A 17,152-nucleotide genomic window follows, 5' to 3' on the forward strand; every position below is an offset into this window, starting at 1 on the left:
GCAAACCTCTTGTAAAACCCGCTTTTACTTTATCTAATGATTGACATTTATAACATTTCATAATACTAATTTATGAAGTATATTTTAATTTAACAACATTGATATTTTCTTTTTCGCTCTTTCAGGTTTATCGTTTTCTTTATGTATTGCCATTGGCTTTCTGTTAAATCGGTTGGGTACATTTTATTTTTTTTTTCAAATATCCAACCTCGGAAAGCCTTTAACAAAATTTTTATTAAAATTTAAACAGGCTATAAACAGGCTCTTAAAATGTGAAAAATAGTTTAGTGCAATAAAACTCTAATATTACTTGTTCAGAAAAAGCAATTTGCTGATTTAAAATTTAGTATTAATTTCATTTTAAGCTCCTTATTTTAAGTAATTCCTAAATGAAATAATTACTATTATTTATCTAATTAGTAATTTTTTTAAAAAAATCTAACTAATTATAATTAATTATTAATAATAAAAATAAAATAAATTTGAGTTATGATTTAAATTTTAATTTAAGTATTTACATATGTAATTCTAATTAATTTCTTGCCATTTAATATTATTTCTTGCCAATTTTTTAGAGCAAAAAAATTATATATATTTGCGAAAAAAAAATACAGGAATGAAAAAAATATTACTTACGATAAGTTCTCTGATCGCTGTATTCTCTTCAGCACAAATCTGGAATACTACCGGAAACAGCGGAACAAATTCATCTACAGATTTCTTAGGTACAATAGATGCTCAACCCTTAATATTTAGGACAAACAATTCTGAAAAGGTAAGAATTACTCTTAATGGAAATGTAGGAGTAGGGACTAATACACCAACTCAAAAATTAGATGTCAATGGTTCTGTTATTGCTAACGAAAGATATAATAATGGTAATGATGGCTCTTACTATATTAAGTTAAATTCTAACGGATATAATATCCCTATTATTAGTTATTTAGAAAGTGCTGATAATACATTATTTTTTGGTAATCCTGGGGGACATTATCATAGTAAAACAATTATCCGGGGAGGAAATGGAGATGTAGTAATAGAACCTAACTCTACTAGTGGTGCTTTTGTTGTTAAAGCACAATCGGGTAACGTAGGAATAGGAATTAACCCTTCAAGAAAATTAACTGTAAATGGAGATATCTATGGAGTGGCGGCTTCTTCTCTGACATTTCAGGATGATGTGAGATTTACTGTAACAAACGCAAATGTACCAAGTTTATCAACTTCTTTAAATACATTTTCTATGCCTCAATATGGTATTGCGGCTCCGAATACATCTGGTAGTGCGGATTTATGGATTTCAGGAAATAATGGGATAAGAATGTTTACAAATGGAAATCCAAATCCTCAATTTAATTTAATAAACGGTAACGTAGGAATAGGAAATATCACTCCTCAAGCTAAGCTGGATGTAAGTGGAGACGTAAGAATAGCAAATATTCCTACTTCTACATCATCAACGGATCAAGCTTTGGTAGTTGATGCGCAAGGATTTGTGAAGAGAGGATCTATTACAAATAGTTTACAAAGTAATAACATCTATAATAATATTCTCTATTATCATTCTGGATGTGCAGTGATTAACAACGGTGTAAAAATAAAAACCAACATTCCTTTCCCAGCAAGTGGCTCAGGAGGAGAAATGCCTACTGTTAATATTGAAGGGTTTGCTTATGGCGAGAGCAAAACAATAGGAATAAATATTAATTGGTATGTATGGCAGAATGAGTTTTATTTGGCATCAAATGTGAGTTCTTATGGAGGTTATACACCAATTGTAAAGTTGGCAAATGAAAACGGAAAGGTTGTAATCTTTTTGGATGACAAGACATATTGTATAAATTTTGGAGTTAAAGCTATCGGAGGAGGTGATCCATCATATTATCAAGGATGGACAATTGCTGATGAGCCCATCACAGGAAGTATTACTAAAACACTGGCATACAAAAATGCATTTGGAAATGTAAAAGTAGATGGAAAATTAGAAGCAAAAGAAATAAAAGTAACGCTTACACCAACAGCAGATTTTGTTTTTGAAAAGGAATATGGTTTATCAAAACTTGAAGAAGTTGAAAAATTTGTAAAAGAAAACAAGCATTTACCAGAAATAGCTTCTGCAAAAGAAATGGAGAAAGAAGGAGTAAATGTAGGAGAGTTCCAGATTAAACTGCTTCAAAAAATAGAAGAACTTACTTTGTATTCTATTGATCTTAATAAAAAAAATAAAGAGCAAGAGGCTTTAATTAAAAGTCAGACAGATATTCTTAAGTCTTTAAATAAAAGATTAGAGAAAATAGAAAAGGCAAAGCAGAAATAACCCTTAAAAACATTATCCGATGTATAAAATTTACCAAAAGTCAGTTTTTGGAGTTTCTGTATTGTTTTTCATATCTGTCTTTTCTCAGGATAATAATGATATTGGTAGGAAATTACTGGAAGATCAGAAAAAATTTCAAACAGAAATTACAAAAAAAGAAAGCAAACAAAAGCAGGAAGTAGAACGGTTAAAATCTTTGGGTATTCCTGAGTTTATCAGCAAAGATGGAAATGATAAACAATTAATTGGGTCCGATGAAAGCGGAAGACCAATGTACTATACTACATTGAATTCAGGGGCTGCACAGATGACAAAAGCCAATATATTGTATGCCGGAGGAAGTGCAGGATTGAATATCTCTGGTCAAAATATGATCATAGGGCAATGGGATTATTCAAAGCCAAGGACTACTCATGAACTGCTTTCCGGAAAGATTACTTATGATTCCTCTCAAAATCAAACTATAACAAGACACAGTACGAACATTGCAGGAACCATGGTTGGAAGTAATGGAGACGCAAATGCAAGAGGAATTGCTTTTAATGCTACACTTCACGCATACGACTGGGTAAATGATGTATCGGAAATGCTTAATGAAGCCTATTCTCCTAATAACACCGCTGGTATTTTGGTTGCCAACAACAGTTATGGCTTCGATCCATTATACATTCAGACTTATCAGTTTGGAAAATATAATTCCACAGCACAGAATTGGGATAACCTGATGTATTTAAGACCATATTTACAAATTGTTAAAGCTGCGGGAAATTCCAAAGAAATAGATCCTGCTCTTGTTCCTCAGGTAACTGCGAAGGGAGGATATGATTTACTTGAAGGAGCAGGAATTGCTAAAAATGTTTTGGTGGTGGCTTCTGCTAAAAAGAATCTTAATATGAATTCTGATGAAGATTTTGATATTTCTTCATTCAGCAGTTATGGTCCAACTGACGATGGAAGGATTAAGCCAGACTTATGTGCACCTGGTGAAACTATTTATTCATCAATTGAAACTTATGATTCTGCTTACGGAACCTATAAAGGAACTTCATCTGCGACTGCAGTAGTTTCAGGGATTATTACTTTATTACAGCAATATTATAAATCTGTGAGTCCTTCTCAAAGTTATATGCAATCTTCTACAGTTCGTGCTTTGTTGGCTCATACAGCCAATGATAAAGGAACAGAAGGACCAGATTATATTTACGGATGGGGAATGGCAGATGCGAAAAGAGCTTCTGCAGCCATACACGACAATATAGAAGGAATTATCGGTGACTATAAAAAATCGACTTTAATAAAGGAAATTTCTCTTAATCAGGGAAATAAATATACGTTGTATGTGGTTCCTTTAGATATTACACAACCTTTTTCAGCCACTATATCTTGGACCGATCCTCAGGGAAATCTTGTAAGTAATACAGTAGATCTTTCTACTCCTAATTTAGTCAATGATCTTGATCTCAAAATTGTTAAAGTAAATTCAAATGGTACAGAGACTGTTTATTACCCTTGGAAATTAGGAGGAATGAATAATCTCACGGCCGCTGCAACGAAAAACTCTCCCAATAATGTAGATACTACTGAAAGGGTAGATATTAAGAATCCTACAAAAGATACTTACAAAATTATTGTATCTCCTAAAACGAGTACGACTCCATTACTTCCAAACGGTATTCAGAATTTTTCTATTGTGGTTTCTAATGTGGATTTCTGTTATAAAGAAGATCTTAAAATATTGACAAGTCCGGTTGATGACATCAGTACTCCACAAACTATCTGGGCAAAACAGATCGTGGCAAGCAATAAAATTATTGCTCCTGTACAAAATGTAGAATACATCGCTTCAAAAGATATCACATTAAAACCAGACTTCCATGCAGAAAATGCTGCAGGATTTCATGCTCTCATTACTCCGTGTTTCGATATTATTTCAGCATTCAGATATATTGCGCAGAAAAGAGTTTCGGATCAGGATGTGCTTCCGGAAACTATAAAAAGCGAAAGTAATTTTACAATCTTTCCGAATCCTACAAAAGATGAAGCCCACATCAAGTTCAGATTAGAAAATGCATCAGCTGTAAAAATTTCAGTATATGATGCTTCCGGAAAAATTATTTTTGTGAACCAAAGCAGTGAAGCCTTTCCAAAAGGCGAATATTTAAAAACAATTGATGTGAGTGATTATGCTTCTGGAGTTTATCTGGTTAGTTTAGAGTGTAATGACTTTAAAGAAACTAAAAAATTGATTAAAAAATAAAATCCCCGAGAATCGAATGTACCGTTAATATGTTCGAAAAATATTTTTCAGACGATTCTCAGCGATTACAAAATTTTCATAATATCGAAATAAACACTTATGATGAAAAAAATCTTTTTCTTTTTTCATATCCTTTTACTGGATATGTGTTTTGCCCAGTCTCCTGGTGGTGTTTCGGGGGTGAGTGTTTGGTTTAAAGCTAATTCTGCACAAACTCCTGCATTAACTTATCAGGATTATAGTGGGAATCAGAATGAAATTAAAGCGATATCTACGCAGAATCAACCTAATTATACATTATTTAATTATAATGAAAGTCTGGATTTTGACGGAGTGGATGATTATCTGAAATTTCCCTATCTCATGGAAACGATGGATAAAACTACCTTTTTTACAGCGTATCAGAATCAAAATACGTCTACGGAAACGGCTATGTTTTCTTCAGAACAGTCGTATGAAAAGGAAATGTATTTCAGCACAAAAAATATTTTCAGATATAATAATGAGCAGATTAACTACATCAATACCAGTGTAGTAGATGATCTGCCTTCATTCAGTATGTACACAAGATTTGGAATTCCTTCTGAAAAAATACATTCAGTTATAGGAAGAACGGGGATATCTTCTATGTACGTGGGAAAGGATATAAGAAGTACAGCCTGGCAAAATTTTAAAGGAAAACTACCCGAGTTTTTTATATATCGTAAAATTCTCACTCAGAATGAAAGAAATCGTGTAAATTCCTATCTGGCTGTAAAATATGCAGTTACCATGCCATATACAGAATACTACAGTTCTAAAAGTAAAAAGATATGGAGGCAGGATGATTTTACTGATTATCCCGCAAACATTACAGGAATCGCCAGAGATAAATACTCAAACTTATACCAGAAACAGGCAACAAGTTCTTCAGAAAATAAGAGGTTAAATATTGCGGCAAAGAAATTAGCTGTAGATAATAATAGTAATGATGCAGATTTTCCTGATCAGAGTTTTCTTGTATGGGGAGATAATAAAGAGCAGTTACTGTTGGATACTCCTACTTCCGGATATCAACTATTTAAAAGGAAATGGAAAGCAAGATTTTCCACGGAAACATCTCAGACTATCCCAACTGAAGTGGTTTTTTCTATTAAAAATATACTTACCATACCTGCGGATAAAAAATTATGGCTGTTTATAGATAAAACAGGGCAGGGGAATTTTAATTCTTCTAATGTTGAGGTGTATCCTATGGATTATGTGGATACAGATCAAAATGTTCATTTTAATAATATCACTTTTGATCAGGATTTATCAGGAACAGATGTTTTTACTTTTGCTTTAGGGAATAAGATATTATCTATCAATGAACTTCAACAGCCTACCTGTATACAGAAGAAAGGAACTTTGATTGTAAATGTTAAAGGTGGTAAAGCTCCTTATCACATCCAGTTAACAGGTAATGGTGTTAATCAAAATCTGAACGTTTCTACAGCGCAGTTATCTTTTCCAGATTTGGAAATCGGAATCTATCATCTTATCATTACCGATGCAGACGGAAATATAATAGACCAGAATTTTACAGTAAATGATTTTAACTCTATAAATCTGGATTTGGGACCCGATGTGGTAATAAATTCCGGAGGATCTGCCCATTTTGATGCAGGTACACAGATTTCAGATCCTAATGCAACCTACCAATGGACTTCGGATAATGGATTCAGCAGTTCTTCGGCTAATATTACGGTTTATGAACCGGGAACTTATACGGTAACAGTTAACACACCGGATGGATGTACGAAAAAAGATACTGTGAAAGTGACCCGTAAAAGAGAAAACGGAATAGTCCTATACCCTAATCCGGTACCTAAAGGTCAGTTATTTACCATAAGAATTATATCGGATATAAAAGAAAATGTAGATATCAAGATATATGATGCTTCGGGAAGGCTTGTAAAGACCATTCAGGATAATGGAAAAGACTATTATGAAATTAAAGATTCGCTTTTAGTAGAGGGAGCTTATGTAATCGTTGTAAAAACGACTTCTGAATTAAAAGTGTTTAAACTTATCGTCACTAATTAACTATCTATTATAGATAAAAAGGAATTAAACAAAAACTAATTGCCTGAAATTCTTTCAAATATTTTACAGGTAATCATTTTGTAGTTGAAAAGCATATACACAAATGAGAAATTCGATATTAAGTAGATTAAGAGAAAATCCTAAAATTGTAAAAGTTCTGGTTTTTCTTACTTCATGGACACAGCTTCATGCCTACGCAAATACAGCGTACTTAAACAAACCCAAAGAAACTTTACCGGGTGCAGATTTTCATTATTCAACTGTTGTTCAAAATAACAGCAGCTTTCTGAAGAATAATGAGAAACCTTCGGCAATCGATACTGCTTTACGGAATAATATTTCGTATTCAAATGAGAAGAATATTGATTCTGAAAATATCTACAGTCCATCAGGAAATGGAAATAAAACGTTGATTAAAAGTCAAAAAACTATTATTAATCAACCGGTATCGGGATTTTATATTTCTGATATAAAAGAAGGAATTATAGGAAAAGACTCCGAACATCCGATAGACCAGATATACGATAATATATTTAATGTAACAGTCAACGAAAAAATCAGATCTGATAAGCAATATAGCTTGGAATATGATCTTTATGGATTAAAAGATTATAAGCAGGTAAGCAAAGTTATCAATGATGAATTGGCTGTAGGAGGTCAAAACGTAGAAAAAACAACAGTTTGGACGCACCAAACAGAGCCGGTAAAAGCAACTGCTGTTAAAGAAGGCAAAAATATTATTGTATTTACAATTCCTAATTCTTCCGATTACAGCTACAAAATCAGAAATCTTCGTATAGTTGCTTCGGATAAAAAGAGTACTCCTTCAGAATTTGCGAATTCATATGTGGGGCAAACCAACTCTAAATATATAAATGCTCAAAGCCAGGCAGAAGAATTAAGTTTAAATTCAGCTACCTTAAAAATAGGAGGAAGTTCTGTGAAAAATACTGCAGTCTATTCCATTACTGCTCTCAGAGACATTGATATGCCTGCTCTTACTCCTGAAATGGTAAATGTAACGGCAGATCATTTCGGATATAGATTTTTACCTCACGGAGAGAATTTTTCGGTGCCGGCAAAAGTATCCATTGGATATGATAAATCTAAAATACCGGCAGGATATACCGAACAGGATATCAAAACCTTTTATTTTGATCTTACTCAGAAAAAATGGATTCCTTTAGAGAAAGCCGAAAGAGATTCTCTTCAAAAAGGCAGTAATATTATTGTATCTAAAACAACCCATTTTACGGATATGGTAAACGGGATCATCAAAGTTCCCGAATCTCCCGAGACAGGAAGTTATGCTCCCAATTCTATAAAAGATATTAAAGCTGCGAATCCAACAGAAGGAATCGTATCTATTGCACCTCCTGCAGCGAACAATATGGGAACTGTTAATACAAGTTTCCCAATTAAATTACCGGCAGGAAGAGGCGGGATGCAGCCTTCACTTTCAGTGAATTATAGCAGTGAAGGAGGTAATGGCTGGTTAGGATTAGGCTGGGATCTTTCTATTCCATCCATCTCCATTGATACACGATGGGGGGTTCCTACGTATGACCAAAACTTTGAAACTGAGATTTATACTTTGGGCGGAGAGCAATTAACCTTTAAAGTAGGAGATAGTTATGTTTTGCCCAACAGAAATGAGGGTTTTGAGAAAAGTAGGTCTGCAAACTTGGAGCCGGATAATACCAAAAGATTTTATCCGAGAGTAGAAGGAGGATACAGCAAGATTATACGTAAAGGTAATAATCCAAATAATTATGTGTGGATTGTAATTTCTAAAGACGGGACAAGATCTTGTTTTGGAGGTGATGAAAACGGAAATATTGTTGAAAATGCAATATTAAGACAGTCAGGAACAAATAATATAGGACATTGGGCATTGTATAAAACGATTGATACCAATGGAAATTATGTTGAGTATACGTATAACAGACCGCCCAATTATAATTCTTCTGATAATGTGATGGGGAAAGGCGGTCAGGAAATGTATATAGGAAAAATAGAGTATACAAAATATAATGCCCAAAATACATTAACAACCTATACTGTAAATTTCGATTATTATGATCAAAGACCAGATGTACAGGTTAGTGCTCGTTTAGGTTTTGTACAGGTTACTTCTAAGAAGCTAAAAAGTATTAAGGTTCTTTATGGCACCGATAAGGTAAGAAGTTATGAGTTTGGCTATAAAGATGGTGATGGTGCATTTAAAAAAACATTGCTGGAAACCATTACTGAAAAGGATGCAAATGATGAGATTTTTTACACCAATAGAATGGAGTATCACTCGGCTCCTAATGAACTATTTGGTGCTCCGCAAACATGGAATGTGAATAATGCAAATGGAGTAGAAAGTCAATACTTTTCAGATTCTTTTTCTCCGCCTGCTGCGAGCGAAACTTTTGGAGGTAAATATAATGCTATTAACACTAATACCTCAGAAAGTAAAAATTCGGGATTCAGATTAGGCTTTTGGACTTATACCCAAAGTACTACACTGATTTATTTACCATCTCCAATAGCCTCATTTATACCATTAGTAATTACGGAAAACGGTAGATATAGCATTGGAGCTCAAGGAGGCTTTGGTAATAGTAACAGCCGTACTCAGGTAAATTTATTAGACATGGATGGGGATAATCTTCCTGATGTTACCTATAAGATAGGAGATGATTATTACTATGCTAAAAACAACAATGGTTCTTTTAATCTGGATACTGCCAATAAAATTAATATTCCTGGACTTGGGCTTACAAAGTCTAGAAACTGGAATGTTGGGATTGATGGAAATTATGCAGTAGGGACTGGGTTGAGTACTGGTGTAGGATTTGACTATTCTAATTCTACTACAGACAATAAAATTTACTTTGAAGATTTTAATGCGGACGGTTTAGTAGACGTTTCAGATAATGGAAAAGTAAAATTTGGTTATAACCCAAATGCCAGTCTTACCACTTCCAATACTTTTATACCAAAATTTGATTATTCAAGTCAACTTTCTCCATCTCCAATACGGGTATTATCTTCAAGTATTTCTACGGTAGCTCCTACATTCAATAGTAATGATAAAAAAATCATGCTGGAGCAAAACCCTTTACATGATATAGTAAAAGTTTGGGTTGCGCCTAAAAACGGAAATATTACGGTTACAAGTAATTGTAATTTGCTTCCGGCATCTTATGACCCTAATGACGATAATACTTCTGTAGATGGGGTTGCAATTTCAATCCAAAAGGGAAATAATCTGCCAGATTATGTATTAAATATCCCAAAGGATGATACTACAGTTAAAAATACCGTACTGTCTTATAATAATATCAGTAAGGGAGATAAAATTTATTTTAGAGTAAGCTCAAAATATGATGGACGTTATGATCAGGTCAACTGGAACCCTGTTATACAATATACATCCAATACATCACCGGATATTGATGGAAGCAATAGGAGTTTAAATAATTATAATTTTAATGATGATTTTATTGTTTCCGGAAACTCAGGATTTTCTGCTCCCGAGGCTGGAACTCTTAATCTGGCAGTAAATAAACCCAATACATCAGATTATCTTAAGGTTTCGGTTTTAAAAAATAATACAGAAGTGTGGAGTACAATTTATTCTCCTACGGATAATATTGTGTCCAATATTCCTGTTCCTGTATCTTTTATTGCTGGCGATAATATTTCTGTTAAACTTTTAAGTAATACAAATGTACATTGGTCTGATGTGGAAGTTAATCCTGTGTTTACAACAATTTCAGGAAAGATTAATTATTTGTTTACAGAGTATGGAATGTTTAATTACCAGCAATCGACAGTAAGTAACCCTTTTACCTATCTTGTTTCTCCAAGTGATGCAGGAAAAGTATTTTCCTTAAAACCAGTAAATATTACCAATTCATTAAATGGAAGTTTCACAGTAAGTGCTAAGATAAAAAACAGAATTATTGGTAAATTTATTTATACTTTGAATAATGGAATTTTATCTGCTAATGGAAGCACTTATGGATATGTATTAAATAAATTCACTTCACAGGATATTAACGAAAATCTCTATGTAGAAATTACTACTCAAGAGAACAGAACTAATAATCAGGCTTTTCTGGATTATTTAAAAAGTATAAATTTAGAATTAATAATAAACGAACAGGCAGCAAGTGGTCAAACCAATTCAATAGTCGGTGGAACTGTTAGCTTAGCTTCGGGTCAGTCAATTATTTTAAACTTCATTAATAGTGGTCCTCCTTCATCTTCAGGATATCCTTCAGGAAGTTTTAGATATAGAATCGTAGGAAATACAACTTGGACTGGACCTGTAGTTTTACAATCATCTGCTTCCCAAAGTATTCTATCCCAAACTTTGAATCTAAGTCCAGGTACTTACGAATATGAGGCAAGTATTAATTATAATGGACAGGCATCTTATTATGGAAGTAATTCATATGTCTCGGTTTCTAAAACTAAAAATAAGACATTTGTATTTAGTCCTTTAACTGCTCGTAATATTACCCAACTTCTTTCTTCGGAGGATTATGATACTCGTTTTGGACAATTATACCGTGGATGGGGAAGCTTTGTAATAAATGGAAATAACCAGTCGAACAATACCATTGTACAAAACCATTTGTCAAATCTGAATTCAGATTTTGCGAATAACGGATCTGCAGCGGAGATGAAGATTGATGAAACGAAATTATTTATTCCGCAATCTTCTACAAATTCTACAAATAATGCTCCTTTAAACCCGACTATAGATCCGGCAACAGGATTGCCGACACCTTATAATCCTGATAATTCAGCAATGAGCAATCAGTATTTTGTGATGACAACTCCTGTAATTAATAAACAGGGAGTAAAATACTGGATGGGCTTAGATGAAAATAATTATATTACAAAACAAACCGTAAGTACCTCCAGGTTAGGAGATGACAATATAGACGAGACATTTTCTAATCAGTCTCCAGTTTTTAGCTTTAACTCATATCAGATTCCTTCACTTATTCAAAAAAGTAAATTATACAGTGTAAGTGGTAAAGCGGGGATCTCATACAGCAGTCCGGCAGGGGTTGGTGGAGATGGTAATTTTTCAAGTACAATATTTGCTGAAAATAAAGCTGTTACCGCAATGGCAGACATGAATGCCGACGGTTTTCCGGATCATATTGTAGATTCAAACCTTCAGTATACAAACGCTAATGGATTCTTATCTTCTAAAAATTCAAATATTGGAAGTTATTCCATAAGCAGAACCGAAGAAGCAATTGGAGTTGGTGCGGGAACATCGTTTACTCACGGTAGCGCTGCATTTACATTTTACAGAAATACCTATTTCCCAACTTCATTCGCATTAAGTCAAAAAAATGATTTTTCTGCATCTCTAAGTGGTAACTTCGGATTTGAAAAAGAGAAGATTAAAAAGACCTATTTCGATATTAATGGTGATGGTATTCCGGACAGAATCGAAAATGGGAATATTGAGTTAGGCTTAGGTTATAGTTTTTATCCGTCTAATTCATCAGTAAGTTTTAATACCAGTTATTCACGAAATGAAAACTGGGGAGCAGGTTTAGGAGTTTCTCTCTTCAATGGATCTTTTCAGGGAGGAGCAAGCCTTAGCGGGAGTACCAACGATATAGAAGAAGAAATGTTTGACCTAAATGGTGACGGACTTCAGGATTATATCAATCTGAAAACATCAAAATATTTTCTGAATTTAGGAAATAAATTTGTGGATTACCAAACTCTTTCCGTTGATAAAGTAAGAAGTACTACAGGAAGTTTAGGTGCCAATTTCGGATTATCAATACCGATACCAATTCCAATTGTAGTTGATTACTCAACAAATGTTTTGGCAGGGATAAAAATTGTTCCGGGAATCAATATCAATTCTGCTAATAGCGTATCAAAGACCAAATCTACCTTCAAAGATATGAATGGAGACGGCTATCCGGACTTTGTAACATCGGATGATACTAACTCTGTCACGGTACAACTCAATCAAATCGGCACCACCAACCTCCTTCACAAAGTAACCACTCCATCCGGAGGAAGCTGGGAAGTTGAATATGAGAGAGTTGGGAATACATACGATATGCCACAAAGCAAATATGTATTAAAAACGGTAATTACCAATGATGGATTTACCGGAGATAATGCATTCAGCCCTGATGTTTCAAAAGTTACCATTCAGTATGCAAATCCTTATCACAGCAGAAGAGAACGTACTTTCTACGGTTTTGAAAAAGTTACGGTTAATCAGATTGACACAAAACAGGGAGGAATTTCCTCAAATGTAATTTACAGAAAAACAGAGCAAACGTTCAATAATAAAAACTACTATTTAAAAGGAGCATTGCTTAATGAAAAATTATTAGATGCTTCTGGGAAAATTTGGACTGAAAAAAATAATACTTATGAGCTTAGAAAAATTCATAGCACAAGTACATTAAATACCCTATTAAATCTGGAAAAAGAATCAGAAAAGAATCATACGGATTATGCTTGCTTTGTTGCGCTAAAAAATACAGATTCTAAATTTTATGAAGGAACAGGGGTTGCAACAAAGTCAACCAAAACAATAATAGATGAATATGATCAATGGGGAAATGTCAAACAAGTTTCCGATTTTGGGGATTTTGAGATCAGTGGATCAACGCAGGTGTTAGGATCGGATGGGATTATATCTAAAGTTACTTACGAAGAAGTTGCTCCTGGGAAATATATCATTGCTCCTAAAACAGTCAAAAATACTGCAACAGGTATTGTCAGAGAAAAAAGAGCAGAATATGATCCATCAACTGGTGATCTGAAGAAAATGGTGATCAAAAATCAAGGTGCAGATTATTCTGTATATGATTTTGAATATGATGTGTACGGAAACATTACAAAATCTACTGGTCCTGCAAACAGTGCAAACCAAAGATTCTTCCATCAGTATACGTATGATGATAATGTGAAGACTTATCCTGTAAAAGTTCAGGACGCATTTGGGTACAGCAGCAAAACGCAGTACGATTTCCGTTTCGGTGTACCGACGCTTACGGAAGACATGAATTTGCAGCCAATGAAGTTTGCGTATGATGCAAAAGCAAGAACTACTGAAATTACAGGACCGTATGAAATGTTCAATAATATTCCTTGGACAATAAAGTTTGAATACAACCCTATTACCGATGCTCCGCTTAATGCTACCAATGCACAGTCTTACGCAGTAACCAAGCATTATGATCCAGAATATCAAGGAACAAGCACCATTAATACCATCACCATTGCGGATGGTTTTGGTGAAGCCATTCAGGTGAAGAAAACGGGTGACATTTATAATGATGGAGTTAAATATATTGTTGCCGGAAAAGTAGAATCAGATGCTTTCGGAAGAGCGTTAAAAACATACTATCCTACAACAGAAAACGTAGGAAGTGGAAACACCTTGTACAATGCTTCTGTGGACACTACTGAGCCAACAATTAATCAGTATGATGTGTTGGATAGGGTAGTGTATACAAAACTACCGGGAGAAAATCTCTTCTCAACCATAGAATATGGCTTTGCTGCTGATGTACAGGGAAGACAGATGTTTGCAACCATCTTTAAAGATGAACTGGGAAGCATTAAAAAATCTTATACAGACATCAAAGGCAGAACAACTTCTGTCTGGGAAGTTTCGAACACCGGAGATATTAAAACAAAATTTACGCATGATGCGATCGGGCAGATCCTTCAGGTGGAAGATGTGGCAGGAAATATCACGACGTCACAATATGACGATTTAGGAAGAAGAATTTCATACAAGCATCCTGATAGTGGCATTACCACTTATAAGTATGATCCGGCAGGAAATATGAACTCGAAAACCAATGCTGCCAATGAAATTGTTAATTATAAGTATGATTATACAAGGCTGAAAGAAGTAAACTATCCTGTGTATCCTGAAAATAATGTTAAATATTATTATGGAGCTGCAATGGATGCATCTGCAATGGATAATAATGCGGTGGGAAGACTTTGGTATCAGACAGATGCTACAGGAACGCAGTATCTGAAATACGGAAGATTGGGCGAACTTACCTACCAACGCCGTTCTGTTGCCGTTCCGGATGCCGGAGTATATTGGTTTGGAACATCTTGGGAATATGACACATGGAACCGTGTGAAAAAGATCACCTATCCGGATGGAGAAGAAGTGAAATATACCTACAATAAGGCAGGTAATCTTTTCAAGATGAACTCTGTAAAAGATGGCTTTAGCAAAGACATTATAAAAAATCTGGGGTATGATAAATTTGAGCAGAGGGTTTATCTTCAGTATGGAAATGGTACGGAAACGACCTATGAATACGAAACCAACCGCAGAAGACTGCTTAAAATGTATGCTAAAAACAGCAACAGATACTTTATGCAGAACACTTACCAATATGATGTGGTATCGAATGTAATGCAGGTACACAACAACGCGCCTGTGGTACAGGGATTATTGGGAGGAGGAACCAACTATGCGTATGGATATGACGATCTGTACCGCCTTACGTCTTCGTCAGGGAACTGGAGAGGAATAAACAGCGCAGGTGAAGAAGAAAGACACCGTTTCACCGTAGGGATGACGTATGATAATATGCACAACATCATGAGCAAAACCCAGAAACATGAGTGGGTAACCGGTCCTACTTCCAATAACTGGGCAGCTCTTGAACCGACTTCCTACCGTCTGAACTATAAATATCAGGATCCTTCGCATCCGCATGCGCCATCCAGAATTATAGACGAACCGAATCTTGTTCCGAATGCTACATGCTGTAATCCGGACGATCCGGGAGTGAAATTCCAGGATTATCAATATGATCCTAAAGGAAATCCTACGAAGATCTTACAGCAGACGTGTACCAATCAGGAAGAAAAAGCAGTGTATCTGTGGGATGAAGAAAACCGTTTACGATTTGTAGATACCAATCCTACAACACCGGAAGCAGATGGGGCGGCAATTTATACCTATGATGCAGGAGGAGAACGTATTATAAAAGATGTTCTGTTTAAAGGAAAAATAGGAAAATATAACAGCAACCATATAGAAGTAAGTGGCGAAACCATTCATGAAGCATCGATTTATCCAAGCGGATTGATTACACTTAATCTTACCTACGATTTGCAGAATGGAATGTTGCAGGAGCCAAGCTACACCAAGCATTATTATGCAGGAAGCCAGAGAATACAGTCTAAAAACGGAAACAGCGGAAATGTAGGAGCATTTGACTGTGCATGGCTCATCATCCCGTTTGGAGGTACAACACCGCCGATTAATCCTATAAATGTTTCTAACCAGATCTTGCAAACGGCTACCCAAAGCAATCTGGTGATTATGCAGACCAATAACCTTACCCCGCCGATCAATTATGGGCAGAATGGAGGGTATACCGGAAATTGCGTATCTTCGTATGCAAGTAATGTTGAGGAGAAGGAAATCTATTGGTTCCATCCCGATCATTTGGGCAGCAGTTCTTTCATTACCGGATTAGATGGCGAAGTAACCCAGATTATGGAGTATTTCCCAAGTGGAGAAATCTTCGTAGAAAACCATATGAATGATGGCTTGAACAGTCAATATAAGTTTAATGGCAAAGAACAGGATGGCGAAACTGGGTATTACTATTATGGAGCAAGATATTACAATCCAAGAGTTTCTCTCTGGTTGAATGTCGATCCATTGGCGGACTACAATCCTTTCTATAATAGCGAGCATTATATTGATGGAGAACACAATGGAGGAGTTAAAAACTCTGGGAATTTGAATCCGTATATTTATACTTATAATAGTCCTATAATGTATGTTGATCCCAATGGAAAACAAAATTTTCCATCTCTATTAAATGGAAAGGATCATCAATGGGCTTCAAGAGAAGATTATATTAAATATTGGGAAAATAATCATGGAATGAAAATGTCGAAGCAACAGATAAGTATATTGAACAAAGGATGTGTTGGAATTACATTATTAAATTTGGGTTATGGAGGAGGACTTCCACAACCAGTGTCTCCAGCATATGGAGGGGAAAAAGGAATATATAAAGCTCTTGATATGGCAAAAAAAATGAATAAAGTACTTAAAGATAATCCAGGGAGTTATGCAGAAGGAACTAAAGTAGTTATTTATGCAATGAGATTTTATGCTAAAGACAATACCTTTTTAACAGATAAAGACGGGAAAGTAGATATGTCAAAATTTAATTGGAGTGAACCTCTTACAAGACCTGGTTTTTTTGATAAAAATAAAAACGGAATTTTTGATAAAGAAGATAGTAATTATGTTAATTTTGATTTTGGATTATATGATTTTAGTGGTAGAAAATCTTGGTTTCATGCAGACCACTGTCATAAGTGTAGAGCAGATATAGGAGAGATGACAGTTTATGAAAGTTCATTCAAATATTTTACTAGACCATTAGAAGATTTTAATAGAATAATTTTTGTTCCTGCATATGCAATTGATCCTAAAAAAAAATAACTTAAAA

The 17,152-nt window shown here is 34.7% G+C and carries 4 protein-coding genes; all 4 read left to right on the forward strand.

Annotated features, from left to right (window positions below):
* The first annotated feature begins 616 nt into the window (after positions 1 to 616).
* A complete protein-coding gene (locus tag H6W53_RS21570) occupies positions 617 to 2,317 on the forward strand; it encodes a hypothetical protein (protein ID WP_228457832.1) in 1,701 nt (566 codons plus the stop codon).
* Positions 2,318 to 2,336: 19 nt separating this feature from the next.
* Positions 2,337 to 4,574, forward strand: a complete 2,238-nt coding sequence (locus H6W53_RS18235) for a S8 family serine peptidase (RefSeq protein WP_185208832.1) — start codon at positions 2,337 to 2,339, stop codon at positions 4,572 to 4,574.
* A 99-nt stretch (positions 4,575 to 4,673) separates the two neighbouring features.
* Positions 4,674 to 6,641: a T9SS type A sorting domain-containing protein gene (locus H6W53_RS18240; RefSeq protein WP_185208835.1), complete on the forward strand. Its 1,968-nt coding sequence runs from the start codon at positions 4,674 to 4,676 to the stop codon at positions 6,639 to 6,641.
* Between the two features lie 103 nt (positions 6,642 to 6,744).
* Positions 6,745 to 17,145 (forward strand): SpvB/TcaC N-terminal domain-containing protein, encoded by a 10,401-nt coding sequence (locus H6W53_RS18245; protein WP_185208837.1) that lies wholly within the window; start codon positions 6,745 to 6,747, stop codon positions 17,143 to 17,145.
* The last annotated feature ends 7 nt before the right edge of the window (positions 17,146 to 17,152 follow it).

It is taken from the genome of Chryseobacterium sp. C3 (assembly GCF_014218905.1).
In the GTDB taxonomy this organism is placed as follows: domain Bacteria; phylum Bacteroidota; class Bacteroidia; order Flavobacteriales; family Weeksellaceae; genus Chryseobacterium; species Chryseobacterium mucoviscidosis.

Coding starts and splice junctions, on each gene's coding strand:
- H6W53_RS18245 (WP_185208837.1), top strand. CDS start 6,745: ATGAGAAATTCGATATTAAGTAGATTAAGAGAAAATCCTAAAATTGTA.
- H6W53_RS18240 (WP_185208835.1), top strand. CDS start 4,674: ATGATGAAAAAAATCTTTTTCTTTTTTCATATCCTTTTACTGGATATG.
- H6W53_RS18235 (WP_185208832.1), top strand. CDS start 2,337: ATGTATAAAATTTACCAAAAGTCAGTTTTTGGAGTTTCTGTATTGTTT.
- H6W53_RS21570 (WP_228457832.1), top strand. CDS start 617: ATGAAAAAAATATTACTTACGATAAGTTCTCTGATCGCTGTATTCTCT.